This is a genomic window from Streptosporangium sp. NPDC049644, from assembly GCF_040675205.1.
In the GTDB taxonomy this organism is placed as follows: Bacteria; Actinomycetota; Actinomycetes; order Streptosporangiales; family Streptosporangiaceae; genus Streptosporangium; species Streptosporangium fukuiense.
Map to the genome: position 1 here is coordinate 1 of NZ_JBFAOJ010000032.1, position 21561 is coordinate 21561.

At 69.7% G+C, this 21561-nt stretch carries 17 protein-coding genes; 7 read left to right on the forward strand and 10 right to left on the reverse strand.

Translation table 11 applies throughout. The features are described 5' to 3' along the window. Positions 1-111: 111 nt before the first annotated feature. Complete coding sequence (locus AB0J58_RS19645; protein ID WP_364217463.1) at positions 112-1200, reverse strand: substrate-binding domain-containing protein; 1089 nt, start codon at positions 1198-1200, stop codon at positions 112-114. Between the two features lie 260 nt (positions 1201-1460). On the opposite strand from AB0J58_RS19645, the gene AB0J58_RS19650 reads away from it, so the two are divergent. Beyond that, on the forward strand, positions 1461-2474 hold the full coding sequence (locus AB0J58_RS19650; RefSeq protein ID WP_364217465.1) for a LacI family DNA-binding transcriptional regulator: 1014 nt from the start codon (positions 1461-1463) through the stop codon (positions 2472-2474). 231 nt (positions 2475-2705) lie between these two features. Here the strand turns inward: AB0J58_RS19650 and AB0J58_RS19655 are convergent, their stop codons facing one another. The 7 genes from AB0J58_RS19655 to AB0J58_RS19685 all read right to left on the reverse strand — a co-directional run bounded on the left by AB0J58_RS19655 (position 2706) and on the right by AB0J58_RS19685 (position 10872). Continuing rightward, entirely contained in the window at positions 2706-4142 is a 1437-nt protein-coding gene (locus AB0J58_RS19655; protein WP_364217467.1) for an RICIN domain-containing protein, read from the reverse strand. Between the two features lie 462 nt (positions 4143-4604). Continuing rightward, entirely contained in the window at positions 4605-5759 is a 1155-nt protein-coding gene (locus tag AB0J58_RS19660; RefSeq protein WP_364217469.1) for an alpha/beta hydrolase, read from the reverse strand. A gap of 12 nt (positions 5760-5771) precedes the next feature. Then, positions 5772-7190, reverse strand: a complete 1419-nt coding sequence (locus tag AB0J58_RS19665; protein ID WP_364217471.1) for a S41 family peptidase — start codon at positions 7188-7190, stop codon at positions 5772-5774. Further along, positions 7187-8230, reverse strand: a complete 1044-nt coding sequence (locus AB0J58_RS19670) for an ABC transporter permease (RefSeq protein ID WP_364217473.1) — start codon at positions 8228-8230, stop codon at positions 7187-7189. The genes AB0J58_RS19665 and AB0J58_RS19670 overlap by 4 nt, the downstream gene beginning before the upstream one ends. Then, positions 8227-9114, reverse strand: a complete 888-nt coding sequence (locus AB0J58_RS19675; protein ID WP_364217475.1) for an ABC transporter ATP-binding protein — start codon at positions 9112-9114, stop codon at positions 8227-8229. The genes AB0J58_RS19670 and AB0J58_RS19675 overlap by 4 nt, the downstream gene beginning before the upstream one ends. Next, entirely contained in the window at positions 9111-9515 is a 405-nt protein-coding gene (locus AB0J58_RS19680) for a GntR family transcriptional regulator (protein ID WP_364217477.1), read from the reverse strand. The genes AB0J58_RS19675 and AB0J58_RS19680 overlap by 4 nt, the downstream gene beginning before the upstream one ends. 493 nt (positions 9516-10008) lie before the next feature. Next, on the reverse strand, positions 10009-10872 hold the full coding sequence (locus tag AB0J58_RS19685) for an NAD(+)/NADH kinase (RefSeq protein WP_364217479.1): 864 nt from the start codon (positions 10870-10872) through the stop codon (positions 10009-10011). Positions 10873-11022: 150 nt separating this feature from the next. Here AB0J58_RS19685 and AB0J58_RS19690 point away from each other — a divergent pair, with 150 nt between their 5' ends. The 4 genes from AB0J58_RS19690 (at position 11023) to AB0J58_RS19705 (ending at position 16122) form a co-directional block, all read left to right on the forward strand. After that, positions 11023-11904 (forward strand): sulfotransferase, encoded by an 882-nt coding sequence (locus tag AB0J58_RS19690; protein WP_364217481.1) that lies wholly within the window; start codon positions 11023-11025, stop codon positions 11902-11904. Continuing rightward, a complete protein-coding gene (locus AB0J58_RS19695; protein ID WP_364217483.1) occupies positions 11901-13082 on the forward strand; it encodes a glycosyltransferase family 4 protein in 1182 nt (393 codons plus the stop codon). Before AB0J58_RS19690 ends, AB0J58_RS19695 begins: the two co-directional genes overlap by 4 nt. A gap of 501 nt (positions 13083-13583) precedes the next feature. Further along, positions 13584-14969: a family 2B encapsulin nanocompartment shell protein gene (locus tag AB0J58_RS19700; RefSeq protein WP_364217485.1), complete on the forward strand. Its 1386-nt coding sequence runs from the start codon at positions 13584-13586 to the stop codon at positions 14967-14969. Between the two features lie 112 nt (positions 14970-15081). Beyond that, positions 15082-16122, forward strand: a complete 1041-nt coding sequence (locus tag AB0J58_RS19705; RefSeq protein WP_364217487.1) for a family 2 encapsulin nanocompartment cargo protein polyprenyl transferase — start codon at positions 15082-15084, stop codon at positions 16120-16122. Between the two features lie 128 nt (positions 16123-16250). Here AB0J58_RS19705 and AB0J58_RS19710 read toward each other — a convergent pair whose 3' ends face one another. Together AB0J58_RS19710 and AB0J58_RS19715 are read right to left on the reverse strand one after the other, a co-directional pair. Beyond that, entirely contained in the window at positions 16251-17402 is a 1152-nt protein-coding gene (locus AB0J58_RS19710; RefSeq protein WP_343962003.1) for an acyl-CoA dehydrogenase family protein, read from the reverse strand. Between the two features lie 176 nt (positions 17403-17578). Further along, positions 17579-18319, reverse strand: coding sequence for a hypothetical protein (locus tag AB0J58_RS19715; protein ID WP_364217489.1), 741 nt, complete (start codon positions 18317-18319; stop codon positions 17579-17581). A 325-nt stretch (positions 18320-18644) separates the two neighbouring features. On the opposite strand from AB0J58_RS19715, the gene AB0J58_RS19720 reads away from it, so the two are divergent. After that, complete coding sequence (locus AB0J58_RS19720) at positions 18645-20282, forward strand: ABC-F family ATP-binding cassette domain-containing protein (protein ID WP_364217491.1); 1638 nt, start codon at positions 18645-18647, stop codon at positions 20280-20282. Between the two features lie 86 nt (positions 20283-20368). Further along, positions 20369-21349 (forward strand): LacI family DNA-binding transcriptional regulator, encoded by a 981-nt coding sequence (locus AB0J58_RS19725; RefSeq protein WP_364217493.1) that lies wholly within the window; start codon positions 20369-20371, stop codon positions 21347-21349. Positions 21350-21561 lie beyond the last annotated feature (212 nt).

The window sequence follows — 21561 nt, forward strand, 5'->3', positions numbered from 1 at the left end:
TGGCCACCACCGAAACCGAGGCCACCCCGTGCAGGACCTCGACGTCGCCGAACGACTTCCGGATGCCGCGCACGCCGAGGAAGGGATGTTCCGTCACGTGTGCTCTCCGAATCAGCAGGCGTACTGCGGGTAGTACTGCTTGACGTTGTCCTTGGTCACCACGGCGTGCGGCACGAGCAACTGCTCGGGCACCTTCTCGCCCTTGATGGCCTTGATCAGATAGGGGACGAGGATCTCGCCGTAGCGCTCGGGGAAGTAGGCGACACTGCCGATCCAGTTGGGGTGCTGGTAGATCACGCAGTTGGCCGGGTTCAGGTTCTGCACGCCGAGGTAGAGGTCGTCCGTGCGGTTCTGTGCGCGCGCGGCGGCCAGAGCCCCCAGGATGCCGTCCTCGTTGATCCCGACGACGATGATCCGCTTCTGCCCGGGGAGCGCGGTGAGGGTGTCGGTCATCAGCTTCTGGGCGATGTCGCCTCCCGCACCGCCGGTGTCGAGCTTGCGCAGGTTGCGCACCTCGCCGCAGACGCTCGCGAAGCCCTCGCGGACGCCGCCCATGCGCTGCTCGTTGACCGCGCCGACCTGCAGTGCCTCAAGGGAGATGAAGGCGTCGTACTCGCAGTTGAACTTCTCCTTGAAGTACTTGCCCACCTCGTAGCCGGCGAGTTGGCCGGCGTAGGCGTTCGCGGCGCCCATGAAGGCGGTCTGGCAGGGTTTCTGCTCGATGTCCACGGACAGGACCGGAACCTGGGGGCCGGCCGCGCAGATGCGGGGGGAGGCGTTGGTGTCGGCCTGGAAGGTGATCAGGCCCTTCGCGCCGCGGGTCTTGAACAGCTTGGCGCAGTCGAGCGCCTTGGCCGCGTCGAGTTTGGAGTCGCAGGTGATCAGTTCCGCTCCGGCGAGCTTGGCCTGCGCCTCCACCCCCTTCTGGACGTCCTGCGGGAAGCCGGAGGCGAGCGAGAGCTGGGTGAAGCCGATGGTCAGCCCCTCGCCGCTGCCGGGCTCCGCCTGCTCGAACTCGACCACGCCCTCAGGGGCCTTGGGCGGCTCGGCGGTCACCTGCCCGCCGCCGGTGCTCGCCGACGTGCCCGCCGCCGGGGCCTCAGCCGTCGTCGGCGTCCCGCTCCCGCACGCGAGCGCGCCGGTGAGGACCAGGACCGCCGCGGCGGTGGCGCGGCCCGCCCGCTGCCATGAACCCTTCACAACTACCTCCTCAAGACGGCGGGATCTTTATGAAACGTTTCAACCGTCTGGCAGTGGAGGCTAGGTTTGTAACAGAAGATGCGTCAAGAGTTACCAGCAAGTTTCCAGGTCACGAAGGTGTTTCGATCCTTAATGTTGCCTCTGGGCGATTATTACGTTTCAATCGGTCCGTCCCGCGCTGTAGTACGCTGCGCTCGGACAGGCTGCGGCGACGCCTGTTCGATCCGGAGACGCGCATCTGTTTCACGCTGCGAGGGGCCATGGCGATAGCGAGCATCAAGGAGGTCGCGCAGCTGGCCAGCGTCTCGGTGGGCACGGTCAGCAACGTGCTCAACCGGCCGGAGGCGGTGTCTCCGGCCACCCGCGAGCGGGTCCTCAGCGCGATGTCGGAGCTCGGATTCGTCCGCAACGAGTCGGCGCGGGCTCTGCGCTCCGGGCGCACCCGCACGATGGGCCTCGTCGTGCTCGACGTGACCAACCCCTTCTTCACCGATGTCGCCAAGGGCGTCGAGGGCGCGGCCGACGCCAGCGGCATGATCGTCACGCTGTGCAACAGCGACCAGGACGGCCCGAGGGAGCGCCGCTACCTCGACCATCTGGAGGAGCAGCGCGTCCAGGGGATCCTCATCACCCCGGTCGAGGCCCGCAACCCCCACCTGGAACAGATCATCGACAGAGGCACCCCCGTCGTGCTGCTCGACTGCCGGACCACCAAGAGGAACCGCTGCTCGGTGGCCGTCGACGACGTGCTCGGCGGGCGCCTGGCGGCCGAGCACCTTCTCGCGCAGGGCCACCGTCGCATCGCCTTCGCCGGAGGGCCGATGACGATAAGCCAGGTGACCGACAGGCGTCGCGGGGCTGCCGCCGCCGTGACCGAGGCCGAGGTGGGGGCCTCCCTGACGCTCATCGAGACACCGTCGCTGAGCTTCGCCTCCGGCAGGCACGCGGGGGAGCAGTTGCTGGAGACGGACCCGTCGCGGCGCCCGACCGCGGTCTTCTGCGCCAACGACCTGCTGGCCCTCGGCCTGCTGCAGGAACTGTCCGCGCGGGGCCTGCGCGTTCCCGACGACATCGCGCTCGTCGGGTACGACGACATCGACTACGCCGCCGCGGCCGCCGTCCCGCTGTCCTCGGTCCGCCAGCCCCGCGAGGAACTGGGGAAGGTCGCCGCACAGCTTCTGCTGGAGGAGATCGACGAGCGCGACAGCCACCGCCACCGCCACGTGGTCTTCGAGCCCGAGTTCGTGGTCCGCGAGTCGAGCGTGCGCGCCTGAGGACGTTCCGGCCCTCGGTGCCGGGGCCCGCCGGAAGGAACGCCCCCGGCCGCGGTGGCAGTGAAGCCTTGTGACCGGGCCCCGGCGGGGCCCGGTCACGCTCAGGGATCGCCGTCCCGGACCGGTGCGATCGGCTCGGCTGGGTGGGGGTGCGGGCCGAACGGGCCGGCCCGGTACCGATTCGGCTCCGTGCCAGGTCCGGGTCAGGTGGCAGACCTGGCACGGGCTGGATCAGACCGCGATCCGGCCGGCGCCGGCGCCGCCGGTCACGATCGACTTGACGCTGGAGGCGGTGTCGAGCGAGTAGGAGTAGGGGATGGAGGCGACGCTGCCGCCCGCGTCCCCGGCACCGGAGTTGACGAAGTGGTTGTTGCGGGCGACCAGGTTGGCGGCGGGAGAGGAGCCCTCGCCGCGGTGGTAGGGGTCGGGGGTGTTCTCGAAGTAGTTGCCCTCGACCAGGACGCCGGCGTTCTTCGTGGACGCCACGCCGTAGCCGCCGCCGCTGCCGACGTTGCCGTAGTAGTTGTTGTAGACGTGCACCGGGTTGCCGAAGCGGACCCGCGGGTGGCGCTGGTTGGTGCCGTCGAACCAGTTGTGGTGGTAGGTGACGCGCAGCTTGCCGGTGTCCTCACTGGCGTTGCCGTCGTCGTGGCCGAGCAGCATGGTCTTGTCGTGGCTGGAGACCCGGTTCCAGGAGATCGTGACGTAGTCGCTGGCGCGCTTGACGTCCACGGCTCCGTCGTAGCCGTTGCTGAAGGAGTTGTGGTCGATCCAGACCCGGGTGGAGTACTGGACCTGGATGCCGTCGTCGTTCCAGTTGCGGAAGGTCAGGTTGCGGACGATGACGTTGGACGCCTCGGAGATGTTGAGACCGCAGCCGGAGATGACGGCGCCGGAGTTGCCGAGGACCGTCTTGTTGGAGGTGACCTTGAGCATCCCGGAGCAGGAGATCGTGCCCGACACCCGGATGACCGCCGCGCCGCTCGCCGAGAGCGCGCCGGCCAGCGCGGAGGCGCTGCTGACCGTGGTCGCCGGGGTGTTGCCGCCGCCGGTGGTGCCGCCGCCCTGGGTCGCCCAGCCGACCAGGCCGGTCTGGCCGCTCGGGGGAGGCGTCGTGGTGGGGGTGACGGTCGGCGTCGGGTTCGAGCCGCCTGCGGGGACGAGCCGCCACTGCTTGGTCGCCACCGAGTCGCAGGAGTTCTGCTGTACGAGGGCGCCGGAGGAGGTGGAGTTGTCGGCGGTGTTGAGGCACTTGCCGCCGTTGGCGTTCACCACCCGGTAGTTCGACCCCGACTCGGTCAGGTTCCAGGTCTGGGAGGACGCGCCCGAGCAGCTCTCCTGCTGGACGGCCTTGCCCGCGGAGGTGCTGGCGTCCTTGACGCCCGCGCACTTGCCGCTGTGCGTGGCCTTGAGCTGGGTGCTGCCCCCGGACACGGCCCAGGCCTGCCCGGCGCCGCCGCAGCCGCTCTGGGTGAGCTGGACGCCGTCGGACGAGCCACCGCCTGGAACGGTCAGGCAGAGGCCACTGCCGTTGTTCACCAGAGTGTAGTTTCCCGCGGCGGGAGCGGCGGCCGCGGCGGCGGAGACGCCCGCCACCGTTCCCGACAGGGCGAGGGCCGCGGCGGCGATGACCGCACCGGCCGTCTTTCCGTTGAATCTGTACAGCACGGTTGAGCTCCTTGCTGGTCCGGCAGACCGGTGCGGCCTGCGTTTCGGAGTCCCCCCAGCGAGCACTCGCCGTTCACACATGCGATCCACGGACATGTGAGCGAACAATCCACAAGCTAGGTAAGCGCTTTCCTGCTGTCAACCCGCCTGTGGAACTTTCATGACTTCCGCTGTTGCCGTGCCGTTCGTCATCACGTTCCGTGACCGGCGGCTGCGTGCCGGGCGGAGGAGATGACGGCGTCCGGATCGGGACTCGGAGACACCTGGAACGGAATCAGGAGCCAGCGCGGTTCCCGCCGGTCGTGTAGCCGCTTGTGCCGGGGCCCTTGAAGTCCGGCACGCCGTTCTCGCGGACACCGGGCCGGGCCGACCGGGATCCTCGCCCACAGAGGACGGCCTGGCCCGTGGGCGCGTAGAACCGCTCCGGGGTGTCGGCCGGTGGGCTTCAGGGTGCGCAGGACCTCAGGATCGTCCGCATGTCGCGGGGCAGAACCTGACCTCCGGGTAGCGCGATGACGGCTTGTCCAGGAGGGGCTGTCGCCGCGACCTCAGGTGCTGGTCGAGGAAAGCGGCCACGTACGTGCGGGTGAGCTCCGCGGCGCGCGCCGCGGGCAGAACGCCGGCGGTGGGCGTGATGCCGAGGGAGCCGGCCATCAGCGGGGCGTCGGTGAAGGACCGGTGTTCCGAGCCCGTCAGCACGAGCCAGCGCTTCCACCCGGTCAGCAGCTTCCAGTCGCGGTCCCATGAGGTGTCGCGGCCGCCGGGGAGGTGCTGCGCCGAGCCCAGGAACATGAACGGCCGGGTGAACCCGCTCCTGGGGATCCGGGCGTAGGTGGTGCCGTCCATGTCGACTCCGGCGCGCACCCGGGGATCCTTCACCATGGCAGCCATGGCGCCGGCCCCGCCGATCGACTGGCCCACCATCGCGATCCTGGACCGGTCGATCACATCGGAACCCTCCCACTTCGACGGCAGCTCGTCGAGCACGAACGAGACGTCGGCCGCCCGGCCCGCGACCACCCCCGTGCCGAAGCCCGCGTCCGTGTCGCTGTCACAGGCGAGGCATTCGGCGACCCGCCCGCCGGGCAGAGTGGTGGCGTAGCTCTCGTAGGTGTGGTCGATACCGGCCACGACGTACCCTCGGCTGGCCAGTTCCTCGGCCAGGGAGGTGAGCGTGCTCATCGGATTGGTGAAGCCGGGGGAGAGCACCACCAGCGGAAGCCTCCGCCCCGCGGGTTCGGCGCCTTTGACGGCGTTCGTGCGCGTCCCGCTGAGCGTGTCGTTCGGCACGCCCCCGATCCCCAGGTGCCTCAGGGCGAGCTCCGATTCCTTCGGCGTCATGTACGGAGCCCGCTGCCCGTTTCGCTGCTTGGTCGGATACCACAGGGTGACCTTGAGCTCGCGCGCATCGGCGTCGAGGTTCCAGGGATCGGGGCGGGAGGTGTCCTTCAGATACAGGGCGGTGGTGCCGACCGGGTGGGCGCCGGTGGGGGCGGGCAGGGTGGCGGGGCCGGTGGGCGTGGGCGACGGGGCGGCGGAGCGGGGCGGCGTGGGCGCGGAGCAGGCGGACGCGGCCAGGACGACCAGTCCCGCGGCGACTGCCAGGGTCTGTCTCATCGAGAGGTCCATTCACTTGTGCAGCAGGGCAACGGCCTTGGCCAGGGCGGGGTCGCGCCCGGCGGCCGCGTCCTTCGGGGTCAGGGGCACGTGGTGGTCGGGCGGTACGCCGACCCGGTCGATCACCTCGCGATGGGGCCCCAGGTGGTGCCTGGCGGGGAAGCCCAGCGTGGTGTTGTCGCCGAGCAGGTACCTCTGCGCCGGCCCGGAGATGACCCCGGCCGTCCTGGTGCCGACCAGCCGGCCGAGGCGCAGGTCCTTGACCGCGGAGCTGAAGTGCTCGCACGCCGAGGCGCAGCTGCGGTCGGTGAGCACCGTCAGCGGCAGATCGAGCAGCTCGACGGTGTCGTCGGTCCACAAGGTCTCGCATCTGGCGTCCACGGTGCACAGGTAGGCGGTGGCCTTTCCATGGGTGAACGCGCTCACCAGCCGGGTCGCCTCCGTGGGGCTGCCGCCGCCGTTGCCGCGCAGGTCCAGCACCACGCCGGTGAGCGTCCGGCCGGTGCGCAGCCTGGAGATCGCCTTGAAGACCCTGTCCGCGGAGTCGGGAGCGAACCCGCGCAACCGTACATAGGCGATGCTGTCGTCCAGCAGCTTCGACTGCACCGTTTGCAGGGCGGCAGGATCCCGCTGGTAGAGGCCGGGCTTGAGCGTCGTGCTCCAGCGGCGGCCGGTGCTCTGTCGTAGCAGCCGCAGCCGCACCGGACGCGCGTCGGGGTACTCGGGGTAGAGGACGGCGATCGCGGGGGTGGCCTCGCCGTCGACGAAGGGCGCCGATCCGTTGATCGATTCGATGACGTCGCCCGGGCGCAGTCCGGCGGCCCGCGCCGCGCCACCCTGCACGGTGGTGACGAACAGCGGAGGGAGGGCGACGCCGGGGTCGCCGCCCACCTGCGGGCCGTTGACGTTCGCCTGGAAACCCAGGCCGTAGCCGTCACCGTCGTAGTGGTCCGGCGGCCGTTCGACGTCGTGTGCCCAGCGGGCGTGGTTGTCGCCGAGGGCGGCCACGATGGCCTCAAGGGTGCCGACGGCCAGCTTGTCGCGCAGGTCGGGAACCCGATCGGTGATCTTGCGGTAGACGGCTTCGAAAGCGGTCCAGTCGGCTTTCCGGTCACCCGTCAGCGCCGGCATGCCCGCCTCGGGCAGGTCGCGCCCGTTGCGGTTGAGCTCCTGCGTCAGGGCGACGAATCCGGCGGTCAGCAACGAGCGGGCGTCCAGCGTGGCGCCGCTGTAGTAGTTGCCGAGGATGCAGAAGTACGCCTGCTCGATGACGTCGATCGTGGTGGCCGTCTCCGCCCCTGGAGCTCCCCGGGGTGCCGCGCAGACCGTACCGGCTGCCCTGCTCGCCTCGCTGCGCGGCGGCGCCGGCGCCGTGCAGGCCGCTGCCAGGAGGAGGGCGAGCCCGGCGGCCGCGGTCCTGATGACGGTCATGACAGGCGCCTGCGGATCCACCAGAAGCAGAACCAGGTGAGGCCGAGGGTGAGCAGGGCGTAGATTCCGGTCTCGGTCCACTGGAAGGGCCAGAAGCGCTCAAGGGGCTGGTAGGTCGCCTGCTGCCGGTAGCCGAGCCGGTTGATCTCGACTATGCAGCCGTCCCCGCCGCCCGCCGACGGTGCGCAGGGGCCCGACGTGGTGGAGATCGGGACGGCGCCTTCGCCGCCGGTGCCGAGCGTACGTCCGGACGGATCGACCAGGCCGGCGGACAGGACCCAGGCGCCCGCGTGGCCGGGAACGGCCGACCTCAGTTGAATCTCCACATATCCGCCTCGGTCCCGGTTCACGCCGATGCCGTTCACGTTCGTCTTGCCGAGCTCGAAGGTCGAGGTGATCGGGGGCATCAGGTGGGGCCGGACCAGCAGCGGCATGGCGAGCTGGATCGCGGCGAAGACGGCCAGGGTGAGGGCCATGGCGGGCAGCGTGCGGCGCACCAGCATGCCCACGGTCACGCCGAGGACGAAGGTGAAGGCCGCGTACCCCATCGGGGCGATGCCGCGCGCGCCGAACACCAGGGGAGCCATCAGGGCCAGGTTCTCAGCGGCTGATCTGTCCAGAGGGTCGGACCACCAGGTCACCATGAGGCCGCACAGGCCGGCGACGGCCACCGCGGTCAAGCCCGTGAGCCCGAGCTTGACCGCCAGCCAGCGGCTGCGGGTGATGCTCTGGTTCCACACCATCAGGTGCGTGCCCGCCTCCAGCTCACGGGTGATCAACGGTGCTCCCCAGAAGAGCCCGGCGAGGGCGGGCAGAAGCAGCACGACGAGGGTCAGGGCCGTGAACGAGGTCTCGTGCCCGCCGAAGAAGTGGTCGTAGAAGCGGTCGCAGGTGTTGTCCTGGGTGCAGGCCGCGATCCCGGCGGAGTAGTCGGAGACCAAGCCGGGGCCGGTCAGGGCCAGGGCGGTGGCGAGGATGACAAGCAGGGCGGCCGTCGTCGCGGCCGAGCCGCGGAACTGGCGCCAGGTCAGCCAGATCATCGCCGCACCTCCAGGGCGACTCGCCGGTCCGTGGTGCGCTTGTCCATGTAGGCCAGGACGAGGTCTTCCAGGCCGAGCCGGCTGACCGTCCAGGCGGGATCGTGGATCGGGGCGTCGGTACGGACCACGAACGTGCTCTGCCGCTCGGTGTGACGCGCGGAGATCACGTGCTGGTCGGCGGGCAGCCGACCGGGATCGCGGCGCGGGCCGGTGAGCCGGTGATGCGTGGCCAGCAGCCTGTCGACCTCCCCGGCCACCTGCACGCGCGAGTCGACGAGCACGATCAGGAAGTCGCAGACCCGTTCCAGGTCGGAGACCAGGTGGGAGGAGAGCACCACGCTGAACTCATGCTCGACGGTGGCCTCCATCAGCCCCTGCAGGAACTCGCGGCGGGCCAGCGGGTCGAGCGAGGCCACGGGCTCGTCCAGGATCAGCAGCTCGGGCCGCTTGGCCAGACCCAGGGTGAGGGCGAGCTGAGCGCGCTGGCCGCCCGACAGCCTGCCGGCTCGCTGGGTGGGGACGAGACCGAGTCGCGCAACGCGTTCCCGCGCCCCGGTGGCGTCCCAGCGGGGGTTGAGCCGTGCTCCTAACCGCAGGTGATCGGCGACGGTCAGTCCCGCGTAGACGGGGGTGTCCTGGGCGACGAACCCGACCTTGGCCAGTTGCGCGGGGCCGCCGGCGGGCCGGCCGCCGAGCACGGTGATGCCGCCCGCCGTCGGTTCGAGCTGGCCGCTGGCCAGCTTCAGCAGCGTGGTCTTGCCGGCTCCGTTGGGGCCCACCAGCCCGATGACGTGGCCCGCCGGGATGTCGATGGTGCACTCGCGCAGCGCCCAGCGCCTGCCGTATTTCCTGCCCAGTCCCTGGGCCTGTAGGACGGCGTTCACGCTATGTCCTCCTGAGCGGTGGTCCGAAAGGTGGTCATGAAGAGGGCCTCGATGCTTTCCTCGTCGAGGCCGGCCCGGCGGGCCTTGGCCAGCCAGCGCTGCAGTTCCAGGCGCAGCGGGCCGTGCGCGGCCAGCGAGGTGTCGGCGAGCGTCGCCGTCACGAACGTCCCCACCCCTGGCCGGGCGGCGACCAGGCCCTCGTGCTCGAGTTCCCGGTAGGCCTTGAGCACGGTGTTGGCGTTGATCGCCAGTTGCGCCACGGCCTCCTTGACGGTCGGCAGCTGGTCGCCTTCGCGCAGCAGGCCCAGCCGTAGCGCATGCCGTACTTGCTGGACCAGCTGCAGGTACGGCGAAACACCCGACCTGCCGTCCAGATGGAACTCGATCACTGGCTGCTCCATTTATCTAGCTTCCTAGTACTTTAGACTTCTACATGTTAAGGGATCATAAGGATCACTGTCCCGGTATCGCCCGGCAGCCGAAGCGGCCCATCGCTCCTCGGTCCGACCGCGGCCCTACGCCGGGGGCGGATCCTTCTCCTGCCTCGCCGAACGACCGCCGCGGTGAATACCGGATTCACTGCGGCAAGATCGTGATCGCGGCCGTGCTGACCTGGACCGCCTTCCTCGGTGGCCGAGGTCGAGGTGTACGCGCCTACCGCGGCGGAGCAGAGGGCTGGAAATGACGAGCGCGGGCACCGCCGACGTGATCCCCCTCGGCCAGGATCGCTCCGAGGCGTACGGCGACGCGGTCGAGGTCTGTCCGCGCCCGGCCGGGATCGGCGAGGCACCCAAGCGGATCCATCGCATCTCGACGACGTGGGCCTTGCTCGCCTGCGCGGCGGGACGCTTCTCTGGCCGCGGCGTCGTCACCGGTCATCGCGCGGGCGGGGGCCTAGTCGACCTCGGCGCTGCCGTTGACGCGGAGCTTGCGGCGGGCGCGCTCGTAGAAGCTCGTGGTGCCGAGCCGGACCACCCACGCGGCGGCGCGCACCGCGGTGACGGTGAGCTCGTCCCCCGGCGACAGGTGCCCGCCCACCGCGCCGTCCACCTCCAGGGCCAGCCGGCCGCTCGCCGGCAGCAGACCGAGCACGACCCGCTCGTCCGCCGACAGCACGAGGGCCCGGTTGAACGACGAGTGCGCCGCGGCCGGGACCACGAGGAAGCCCTCGACCGTCGGTGAGACGATGGGGCCGCCCGCGGAGAAGCTGTAGGCGGTCGACCCGGTGGGGGTCGCGACGATCACCGCGTCGGCCGCGTAACGCACGAAGGGGTGCCCCTCCACGGCGATCGACATCGCGGACAGTCCGTGGCCCGGTATCCGCACCAGGGCGATGTCGTTGAACGCGGTCACCGAGGTGCCGTCGGGCAGGGTGGCCCGCACCGCCATCCGGGGTTCGACCGTGTAGGCGTGGTCGTCGATGGCCGACAGCGCGAAGGGCAGCTCGTCGACGTCGATCTCGGCGAGGAACCCCAGCTTGCCGAGGTTGACGCCGAGGATCGGAGTCCGCCGCCCCGAGATGAGCCGCATGGTGCGCAGCATCGTGCCGTCGCCGCCGAGGCTGACGAGCAGGTCGGCGCGGTCGACCAGGGTGGCGCCGTCGACGGCCACCGCGCTGCAGTCGATGCGCCCGACCTCCTCGGGCAGCCCGAGCACCGTGACGCTGCGGGCGCGGGCCCACTCCACGATCGTGTCGATGGCCACCTTCGAATCGCGCTGCGGGTGCAGCACCAGTCCCACGGTCTTGACCATCCCCATGGCTCACACTGTACGGCGATTCGCGGCCTGTCCCGCGCGGTGAAAACCCTGGCGCGCCGCCCGCGGCTCGCCGGTGCCCGGCGGGAACGGACCGGTTTCCAAACTGAACACACAGTGAAATGCCAGGAAAGATGGGTAGCCTGCCTGGGCATGAAGTGGCAGCGTAAGGCCAACGACGCCCTTGTCAGGCTCACCGGATTCCAGATTAACCGGGTAGGGAAAAACGGTTCGTCGGCGGACGTGAGGGCCCCTGTCGCGGAGGAGCCGTTCGGCCCGCCCGCCGACCCGAAGATCGACCGGCTGCTGGTGGCGCCGGTCTTCGTCCTCTCGCCGGTGAGGTCCGGCTCCACGCTGCTGAGGGCGATGCTCAACGCCCACTCCATGCTGCACGCCCCGCACGAGCCGCACGTGCGGAGGCTGAGGGTGGAGTTCGGCACCTCGCTGGCGGAGCGGGCGATGAAGGCCCTCGGCCACGACCGGGCCGACCTGGAACACCTGCTGTGGGATCGGGTGCTCCACCGCGAGCTGGTCAGGAGCGGCAAGACGTTCTTCGTGGACAAGACGCCGGCCAACGCCTTCGCCTACCGGCGCGTCGCCGCGTGCTGGCCGGATGCCAGGTTCGTCTTCCTGCTGCGCCACCCGGCGTCCATCGCCAGGTCGTGGTACGAGGCGGGGGCGGGCAGGCGGACGCCGGAGGAGGCGGCACTCGACGCCCTGCGTTACATGAAGGCGGTGCAGCGGGCGCGGGGGGCACTCAGCGGGTGCACCGTGCGCTACGAGGACCTGACCGCCGACCCCGAGGCCGAGGCACGCCGCGTCTGCGACTTCCTGGACGTTCCCTGGGAGCCGGAGATGCTGGCCTACGGCGAGCAGGCCGTGCTGGAGAAGGGGCTCGGCGACTGGAAGGACAAGATCCGGTCCGGGCGTGTGCAGCCCGGGCGCGACCTGCCGGGGCCGGAGGAGATACCCGACTCGCTCCGGCCGATGTGCGAGAGCTGGGGATATCTGCCGTCTGTCACGGATTCCACATGACGGCGCCGGAGACCACGAGGATCCGCTACCTGCTGCTGCACGCGTACGGCATGGGCGGGACGATCCGCACGGTGATCAACCAGGCGAACGCGATGGCCGCGGCCGGCCACGAGGTCGAGATCGTCAGCGTGGTACGGCGGAGGGAGAGACCCCAGTTCGAGATCGACCCGCGCATCCGTCTTCTGACGTTGTCGGACCAGCGTGAGGGCAGGCCCGTCGATTCCACGGGGCGGCGGGTGTGGCGGTGGATCCGGGGCAGGATCGTGCCCGCCGGCGAGTTCGCGGCCTCCTACTTCACCGAACGCGTGGAGCGGGCCGTCATCGACTACGTCTCCGCGCTCACCGACGGCGTCCTGGTGACCACCCGCCCCGCCCTGAACCTCATCTCGGCCCGCCGTGCTCCTGCCGGCATCGTCAAGGTCGGGCAGGAGCACATGAACCTGGCCACCCACTCCGAGGCGGTCCGCTCGGAGATCGGCCGCCACTACGGCAGGCTGGACGCGGTGGTCGTGCTCACCGAGACCGACAGGAGGGAGTACCAGGCGCTCCTGCCCACCACGCGCGTCGAGCGCATCCCCAACGCGGTCGGCTCCGTGCGCCGGACACCCTCCAGGAAAGACGACAGGCTCGTGGTCGCAGCCGGCCGACTGGTCGCGCAGAAGGGCTTCGACCTGCTGATCCCCGCGTTCCGGCAGGTTGTGGACCGTCACCCGGACTGGCGGCTGCGCATCTACGGCACCGGCAAGAAGAAGGGGCAGCTGCGCGCGCTCCTGAAGGAGTACCGGCTGGGTGACAACGTCACCCTGATGGGACGGACCGACCGCCTCGACGAGGAACTGGCCAGGGCCTCCTTCTACGTCCTCAGCTCGCGGTTCGAGGGGTTGCCGATGGTGATGATCGAGGCGATGACCCACGGGCTGCCCGTCGTGGCCTTCGACTGCCCGACCGGCCCGGCCGACGTGCTCACCCCCGAGGTCGACGGGCTGCTCGTCCCCTCCCGCGACGTCGACGCGCTGGCGGCGGCGATGATCCGGCTCATCGAGGACCGGGAGCTGCGGCGGCGGATGGGAGCGGCCGCGGCCGTCGCCGCGCACGACTACACCCCCGAAGTGGTCATGCCGCTCTGGGAGAAACTGTTCGCCGAACTGCTGGACCAAGGGCCGGAGCAGTCGCGCTGACCCGATTTGCTGGCTTCTGCTGAATTTATGAAAAAACCAGCCTTTAATGCCTTCCGCAGCCCTGCTGTGAGGGCGCCCGCAGGATGAAGGCGACTGTTGGTCGGTGGCGCTTCTTGGCGTTCTCCCTGTTCTGTTGGTAAGTGACGGATGCGCGCCCGAGGTGGGAAACATCGGCCGGCCGGCGGCCGGGGGAATCGAGGCGGATCCGCGGCCTGCCGGGACTCCGGTGCGGGCCGGGGGCGAAGAATAAGACATTCAATATTTTTCGGGCATTTGACGATGGAGTCTTTGTTCATTGTCGGCTCGATCGTATTCAATGCTTGACAATATATTTAAGGGCGACCCAAAATTGGGGCGTCCATGATGGCGGGTCGAATTCGGATCCGCGCGTCGGGAGGTCAGCATTTTGCCGTTTCTGTTGCGGTTGACTGACGTTTCCTCCTGATTGATTCATGTCTTCGCTTCCCCCGTTGGTACGAGCACGGATCGGTGGTGTGTGTTGTGACGGAGTTCGAGGCTGGCCGGTCGCAGCTGAGTCTGAGTACGGACGCCGCGCGTAACCTGGCGACGACGACCAAGTCGACTCCCCAGATGCAGGAGATCACCTCGCGGTGGCTGCTGCGGATGCTTCCCTGGACGCAGGTGTCGGGCGGCACCTACCGCGTCAACCGGAGGCTGACCTACACGATCGGCGACGGGCGGGTGAGCTTCACCAACGCCGGATCGCAGGTGGCGGTCATCCCCGCCGAGCTGTGCGAGCTGCCCCTGCTGCGCGGGTTCGACGACTCCGACACCCTCGACGCGCTGGCGGGCCGGTTCGTCCAGCGGGAGTTCCGGGCCGGCGACGTGCTCGCCGAGTCGGGGCAGCCGGCCGACGAGGTGGTGCTCATCGCGCACGGGAAGGTCAACAAGGTCGGCACCGGGCCGTACGGCGACGAGATCGTGCTGACGGTGCTGGCCGCGGGTGACCACTTCGGCGACGAGACGCTGGTCAGCACGGACGGCGAGTGGCCGTTCAGCGCGAGGGCGGTCACCAGCGGTACGGCGATGGTCCTGCCCCGGCACGCGTTCCTGGAGCTGGCCGAGCGTTCCGAGGAGCTCCAGGCCCACCTGCGGCGGCGGGAGACCGCCACCAGCGGGCCGCAGAACAAGTACGGCGAGGCCGCCGTCGAGGTGGCCGCCGGGCACGCCGGAGAGGCCGACCTGCCGGGCACGTTCGTCGACTACGAGCTCAGCCCGCGCGAGTACCAGCTGAGCGTCGCGCAGACGGTCCTGCGGGTGCACAGCCGGGTGGCCGACCTCTACAACGACCCGATGGACCAGGTCGAGCAGCAGCTCCGGCTGACGATCGAGGTGCTGCGCGAGCGGCAGGAGCACGAGCTGATCAACAACCGCGAGTTCGGGCTGCTGCACAACGCCGACCTCAAGCAGCGGATTCACACCCGCAGCGGGCCGCCCACCCCCGACGACCTCGACGAACTGCTCAGCCGCCGCCGGAGCACGAGCTTCTTCCTGGCACACCCGCACGCCATCGCCGCCTTCGGCCGCGAGTGCAACGCGCGCGGGCTCTACCCGCAGGGCGTCGACGTCGGCGGTAGCGGGGTGCCCGCCTGGCGTGGCGTCCCCATCTTCTCCTGCAGCAAGATCCCCATCACCGACACCCGCACCACGTCGATCCTGGCCCTGCGCGTCGGCGAGGACAACCAGGGCGTCATCGGCCTGCACCAGACCGGCATCCCCGACGAGTACCAGCCCAGCCTGTCGGTCCGGTTCATGGGCATCAGCGAGAAGGCGATCATCTCCTACCTGGTCAGCGCCTACTACTCCGCGGCCGTTCTGGTGCCCGATGCGCTCGGCATCCTGGAAGACGTCGAGATCGGTCACTGAGACCGGGGTCCCCGATCCTGGCGGACGCGTTCTCCCCGGGCCCGCCCGGGCCCGGCACCTCGGCCGTTCTGGCCGCATCGCTTGTTGGAACGGCCGAGTGAGGAAAGCAGGCATGACGACCACTGAGATGAGGACGGACGGGCGGTCCGCGGACGAGGTGCTGACCTGGAGCCGGAACATGGTCGAGGCGACCCTGCGTCCGGCGATCGACACGCTGTCGGCCCCGATGAGGCGCATCGCCGGTTATCACTTCGGCTGGTGGGACGAGCGGGGCCGGCCGTCCGCGGCCGGCGGGGGCAAGGCGCTCCGTCCCGCGCTGGCCCTGCTGTCGGCCGAGGCCGTCGGGGGTGCCGCGGCCCTGGCGCTTCGACCGGCGGCGGCGGTCGAGCTGGTGCACGACTTCTCCCTGCTGCACGACGACGTGATGGACGGTGACCGGACCCGCCGCCACCGTCCCACCGCCTGGGCCGTCTTCGGGATCAGCCCGGCCATCCTGGCCGGTGACGCGCTGCTGACGCTGGCCTTCGGCGTGCTCGCGACCGGCGGGCACGCGATCACCGCCGAGGCGACACGGGTCTTCGGCACCGCGGTCCAGGAACTGCTTGAGGGGCAGAGCGCGGACGTCGCGTTCGAGGGACGTCACGATGTCGGGCCGGCCGAGTGCCTGGGCATGGCGGCCGGCAAGACCGGCGCCCTGCTGGGGTGCGCCTGCGGGCTCGGCGCCCTGTTCGGGGGTGGCGGCCCGGAGCAGGTCGAGCACCTCACCGCCTTCGGCAGGGACCTGGGGCTGGCGTTCCAGCTCGTCGACGACCTGCTGGGCATCTGGGGAGATCCCGAGGTGACGGGCAAGCCGGCCCACTCGGATCTGCGCAGCCGGAAGAAGTCCATTCCGGTCGTCGCCGCCCTGACCTCGGGCACCCCCGCCGGGCATGAGCTGGCCGGTCTCTACCACCGGGAGCGGCCGCTCTCCGACGCCGACCTGGTCCGCGCGGCCGAGCTCGTCGAGACCGCGGGAGGGCGGGCCTGGACCCAGCGGGAGGCCGATGAGCTGCTCGCGCGGGCCCTGCGTCACCTGGGATCCGCGGGCGCGCTGCCCCGGCCCGCCGCCGAACTGGCCGCACTCGCCCGTCTCGTCACCCGCCGCGACCGCTGACCGGGACCATCACAGGTTCACGTCGTCTGCCACGACCGTGCCGGAGCCGTTCCACGGTCCCGGCACGGTCGTGGCCGGGCCGGACGCGGGGCACCCGCGTCCGGATGGCCCCTGACGGCGCCCGGGGCTCAGACGAAGGCGCCGATACCGGTGATCGCCCGCCCCACGATCAGGCTGTTGATCTCGCGTGTCCCCTCGTACGAGTAGATCGCCTCGGAGTCGGCCACGAACCGGCCGACGTCGTAGTCGAGGACGATGCCGTTGCCGCCCAGGATCTCCCGTGCCCATCCCACGGCCTCGCGCATCCGTGCCGTGCAGAACGCCTTGGCCATGGCCGAGTGCTCGTCCTTGTAGACGCCCGCGTCCTGAAGTTGTGCCAGCCGCACCACCATGCCCAGCGAGCAGGTGACGTTGCCGAGCATCCGCACGAGCAGGTCCTGTACGAGCTGGAACCCCGCGATCGGCCGTCCGAACTGCTCACGTGTCTTGGCGTACTCCAGTGCGAGCTCGTAGGCGCCCATCATGCAGCCCACCGCCTGCCAGGCCACGCCTCCCCGGGTCTGCCGCAGGATCGTGGCGGTGTCACGGAAGCCGTTCGCCCTCTCCAGCCGGTTGATCTCCGGCACCAGGCAGTTGGTGAGCGTGATATCGGCGTTCTGCACGGTCCGCAGGGCTATCTTGTTCTCGATCTTCGTCGCGGCGAAGCCGGGCGTGCCCTTCTCCACCACGAATCCCTTGACCTGGCCGTCGGCCTCGTCCTTGGCCCAGACCACGATCAGGTCGGCGAAGGTCGCGTTGCCGATCCAGCGCTTGGCGCCGTTGAGCACCCACACGTCGCCCTCACGCCTGGCCGTCGTGCGCAGCCCCGCCGCGACGTCGGAGCCCCCCTCGGGCTCGGTCAGCGCGAACGCCCCGATCTTCTCCATCGCCGCCATCGGCGGCAGCCACCGCTCCCGCTGCTCGTCCGACCCCAGCCGGTCGACGCTGCCCATCGCCAGGCCGTTGTGGACGCCGAAGAAAGTGCCCATGGACGGGTCCACCCGATTCATCTCCAGCACCACGAACCCGGTCAGCAGGCTCCGCGCACCCCGATAGGGCAGGCCCGCGATGTCGAGTTCGGCGAAATCGGGAATCACCTGGTGGGGGAAGTGCGCGTTGGTCCACGCCTCGTTCGCAATGGGTGCGATCTTGTTCGCCATGAACTCCCGCACCCGGAGCAGGATCTCCTTCTCGTGCTTCTCCAGTAGTTCGGAGTAGTCGTAGAAATCACCGGTCGTCATCGTCGCGGCTTCCCTCCGGTCGTCATGCCTGCTCACCTGCCCAGGAGGTGGGGGATCAACCGGTGACGCCACTCACAGACCACGGACCGGGGGTGTCCCCGCCGGACCGTCACCGTCAGAAGACGGCGGAGGCCCGGGTCGCCCCGGGCCTCCGCGTCGACTGCCGTCAGGCGGGACTACCGGTGGTAGCGGTAGCTGTACACGCGCACCCGGTCGGTCCAGCTCCTGCTCTCATCGAGCTCGTCGGTGCCGTCGAAGACCGCGCGGTACTCACCGCTCTTGGTGGCGCGGGCCCTGGCGTGGAACTCGCCCTTCCGGTTGGTGTCGTCGGCGGTCACGTACTTCCAGGCACTGGAGCCGCGCTTGCGGAAGTAGATCTCCACCTCCTCGCCCCGCACGTTCTTCCAGCGGTGGTCGTTGACCTGGAGACGACCGGTGAAGTAGACCCAGCGGCCCTTGCGGACGGACTCGGGGTTGGCGGAGAACCGGTAGACGCGGGTCTCGGCCTTCTCCTTCTTCTCGTGCTTGACGGAGAAGTTGACCTGGTCGGTGACCTTCTTGCCGTCCTTGTCGTACGCGTCGGCGATCGCGACCCAGCGGCCCTCGAAGTCGGAGGCGTCGAAGCTGGTCGTGAAACGCCACAGGTCGCCCTGGTGGAGGACCCGGGGCTCGCGCGCGTCCTGGGTGCGCAGCTGGTCGGAGACCGGCTTGAGGCGCAGTTCGACGCGCTCGGCCTCGGTGGTGCGGACCTCGATGGTGACCCTCGTGTCGTCGTCACCCTGCACGACGACCGGGTTGGGGTTGACGCTGTCGATGCGCACACTGAGGGCGACTCGCTCCGCGGAGGCCGTTCCGGCGGACATGAGCAGCGAGCCGCTCACGGCTGCGGAGAGCAGGCCGATGGCGATTCGTTTCATCAAGATTATTTCCTTTTCTCCCCGTTGCTGGAGGCAGCCGGGAGTGACCGCCTCCTCTCCATAAGACGGCCTAGAAGTAAGTGATGTTGCCCTAAATCGCAAAAAAAGTAGGTTTAAGTACCCGTAAGGTAATGCTTTTCTGCGGGAATAGCCAGGTCAATAGCTGATCGCCGGCACCCGAAAAAATTTCCAACAAAAGAAGATATGTCTGATTTGTCGGGAATAGGGGTCGCGGTGATGTGTGGCGCCCTACGGCCGGGCCGGTTTTTGAATCAGACATATCGGGCATGGCATCGCGGTCGGTGAGGGCGGATAACGTTTAGGCATGAGTGCCACCATCGTCGCCAAGGATCTGGCCGCCGGACACGGCGACCGAGCGCTTTTCACCGGGCTCGACCTGGTGGTCGCCCCGGGCGACGTCGTCGGGCTGGTCGGGGTGAACGGCGCGGGGAAGTCCACCCTGATGCGGATCCTCGCCGGGCTGCTGCCACCCGAGCACGGTTCGGTAAGGCTCAGCCCGCCCTCGGCGTCGGTCGGCTATCTGCCGCAGGAGCGCGAGCGCCGGGCGGACGAGACGGTCGCGGACTTCCTGGCCCGCCGCACCGGGGTGGCCGCCGCGCAGCGCGCGCTGGACGCCGCGACCCAGGGGCTGGTCGAGGGCCGTCCGGGTGCCGACGACGAGTACGCCGTGGGTCTGGAGCGCTGGCTCGCCCTGGGCGGTGCCGACCTGGAGGACCGCGCGGGGGAGGTGGTCGCCGAACTCGGCCTCGCCGTGGAGCTCGACCGGCCGATGACGGCGCTCTCCGGGGGGCAGGCGGCGCGGGCGGGCATGGCCTCCCTGCTGCTCAGCCGCTACGACGTCTTCCTGCTGGACGAGCCCACCAACGATCTCGACCTGGAGGGGCTGGAGCGGCTGGAACGCTTCGTCACCGGTCTGCGCGCCGGGACCGTCCTGGTCAGCCACGATCGCGAGTTCCTGGCCAGGACCGTGAACCGGGTCGTCGAACTCGACCTCGCCCAGCAGTTGATCCGCCTGCACGGCGGTGGCTACGAGGCGTACCTCGCCGAGCGTGAGGTCGCCCGCCGGCACGCCCGCGACGAGTACGAGGAGTACGCCGGCACCGTCGCCGCCCTCAAGCAGCGCGCCGGGATCCAGCGTGCCTGGATGGAGAAGGGCGTCAAGAACGCGCGGCGCAAGGCGCCGGACAATGACAAGGTCGGCCGCAACTTCCGTACCGAGACGACCGAGAAGCAGGCCGCGAAGGCCCGCCAGACCGAGCGGATGATCGAGCGGCTGGAGGAGGTCGAGGAGCCCCGCAAGGAGTGGGAGCTCCGGATGGAGATCGCGGTCGCCCCCCGCTCCGGAGCCGTCGTCGCGACGCTGCGCGAGGCCGTGGTCCGGCGCGGCGCGTTCACCCTCGGCCCGGTGAACCTGCAGATCGGCTGGGCCGACCGGGTGGCGGTCACCGGTGCCAACGGCTCGGGCAAGTCCACGCTGCTCGCCGCGCTCCTGGGCCGGACCCCGCTTCAGGAGGGAGCCGCCTCGCTCGGTCCCGGCGTGGTCGTCGGCGAGGTGGACCAGGCGCGCGGGCTGTTCCTCGGTGACGAGCCCCTGGTGGACGCCTTCGGGGCCGCCGTGCCCGACATGGTCCCCGCCGAGGTCCGTACGCTACTGGCCAAGTTCGGGCTGCGCGCCGCGCATGTGCCGCGCCCGGCCGTCACCCTGTCGCCGGGGGAGCGGACCAGGGCGGCGCTGGCGCTGCTCCAGGCGCGAGGGGTGAACCTGCTCGTGCTCGACGAACCGACCAACCACCTGGATCTGGCCGCGATCGAACAACTGGAGTCCGCGCTCGCCTCCTATCCCGGTACGCTGCTGCTGGTCACCCACGACCGCCGAATGCTGGACGCGGTGCACACCACCCGGCGCATCCACGTCGACGCCGGCCGGATCACCGAGAGCTGAACGGGACGGCTGCCGGGCCCTTGACTCTTGACGTAACTTTCGCAAATTTACGCAAGTAATTGCTTCCTTTGCCTTATAGTTTCATCATGACGCGACGGCTTGCAGAAGTGGCCAAGAAGGTCGGGATGAGCGAGGCGACGGTCAGCCGCGTGCTCAACGGGAAGCCCGGGGTGTCCGAGGCGACCCGCGAGGCCGTTCTCACCGCGCTCGACGTGCTTGGCTACGAGCGGCCGACCCAGCTGCGGGGGGACAGGGCGAGGCTGGTCGGGCTCGTCCTCCCCGAGCTGCAGAATCCCATCTTTCCCGCTTTCGCCGAGGTGGTCGGCGGGGCGCTGGCCCAGCAGGGGTTCACCTCCGTGTTGTGCACCCGCACGCTGGGCGGCGTCTCCGAGGCGGAGTACGTCGACCTGCTGCTCCAGCAGCAGGTGTCGGGTGTGGTGTTCGCCGGGGGCCTGTTCGCCCAGGCGGACGCCTCGCACGAGCACTACGAGTTGCTGCGGGAGCGGCGTCTGCCGACCGTGCTGGTGAACGCCGCGGTCGCGCATCTCGCCTTCCCGCAGGTCTCCTGCGACGACGTGGCCGCCGCCGAGATGGCGCTGGGCCACCTGCGGTCGCTGGGCCACGAGCGGATCGGCATGGTGCTCGGCCCTCCCGATCACGTGCCCTCGCGGCGCAAGCTGGACGCGGCGGGGCTCGACCCGGAGTTCGTGGAGCACACCATGTTCTCCCTGGAAGGCGGGCACGCGGCGACGGCGCGACTGATCCGCAAGGGCGTGACCGGCGTCATCTGCGCCAGCGACGTGATGGCGCTGGGGGCGATCAGGGCGGCCCGCAGGGCGGGACTCTCCGTGCCCGGTGACGTCTCGGTGATCGGCTATGACGACTCCGCGCTGATGAACTGCACGGACCCGCCGCTGACCACGCTGCGCCAGCCGATCGACGCGATGGGGCGCGCGGTCGTCGATCTGCTCGCGGCCCAGATCGACAAGGCGCTGGTCCCGGCCGACGAGCTGCTGTTCGAGCCCGAACTGGTGGTCAGGGCCTCGACGGGCCCGGTGGGACGCTGAGGGAACCCGCCGTTTCGGCAATCTTTTGTTGCTGGTTTTCTTTTTTTCGTCAAAGCGTTGCGGGAGAGTGCTTCAAAACAGGAATTCAGTGTTCGGGAATTTCTGAAATTTGCACTTCAAGCGTTCGTCTCCACTGTCGATCGGCCCATCGGAGGGCGATGCGCTCACTCTAGGGCGTCGTGGGGCTTGTCTGGCACTTTGGTGGTTACCGA

What these genes read in the sequence shown, in the direction of transcription:
- AB0J58_RS19715 (WP_364217489.1), bottom strand. Translation starts at nt 18,319, where the DNA reads ATGAAACGAATCGCCATCGGCCTGCTCTCCGCAGCCGTGAGCGGCTCG.
- AB0J58_RS19665 (WP_364217471.1), bottom strand. Translation starts at nt 7,190, where the DNA reads ATGACCGTCATCAGGACCGCGGCCGCCGGGCTCGCCCTCCTCCTGGCA.
- AB0J58_RS19660 (WP_364217469.1), bottom strand. Translation starts at nt 5,759, where the DNA reads ATGAGACAGACCCTGGCAGTCGCCGCGGGACTGGTCGTCCTGGCCGCG.
- AB0J58_RS19720 (WP_364217491.1), top strand. Translation starts at nt 18,645, where the DNA reads ATGAGTGCCACCATCGTCGCCAAGGATCTGGCCGCCGGACACGGCGAC.
- AB0J58_RS19695 (WP_364217483.1), top strand. Translation starts at nt 11,901, where the DNA reads ATGACGGCGCCGGAGACCACGAGGATCCGCTACCTGCTGCTGCACGCG.
- AB0J58_RS19710 (WP_343962003.1), bottom strand. Translation starts at nt 17,402, where the DNA reads ATGACGACCGGTGATTTCTACGACTACTCCGAACTACTGGAGAAGCAC.
- AB0J58_RS19690 (WP_364217481.1), top strand. Translation starts at nt 11,023, where the DNA reads ATGAAGTGGCAGCGTAAGGCCAACGACGCCCTTGTCAGGCTCACCGGA.
- AB0J58_RS19680 (WP_364217477.1), bottom strand. Translation starts at nt 9,515, where the DNA reads ATGGAGCAGCCAGTGATCGAGTTCCATCTGGACGGCAGGTCGGGTGTT.
- AB0J58_RS19705 (WP_364217487.1), top strand. Translation starts at nt 15,082, where the DNA reads ATGACGACCACTGAGATGAGGACGGACGGGCGGTCCGCGGACGAGGTG.
- AB0J58_RS19685 (WP_364217479.1), bottom strand. Translation starts at nt 10,872, where the DNA reads ATGGGGATGGTCAAGACCGTGGGACTGGTGCTGCACCCGCAGCGCGAT.
- AB0J58_RS19725 (WP_364217493.1), top strand. Translation starts at nt 20,369, where the DNA reads ATGACGCGACGGCTTGCAGAAGTGGCCAAGAAGGTCGGGATGAGCGAG.
- AB0J58_RS19670 (WP_364217473.1), bottom strand. Translation starts at nt 8,230, where the DNA reads ATGATCTGGCTGACCTGGCGCCAGTTCCGCGGCTCGGCCGCGACGACG.
- AB0J58_RS19650 (WP_364217465.1), top strand. Translation starts at nt 1,461, where the DNA reads ATGGCGATAGCGAGCATCAAGGAGGTCGCGCAGCTGGCCAGCGTCTCG.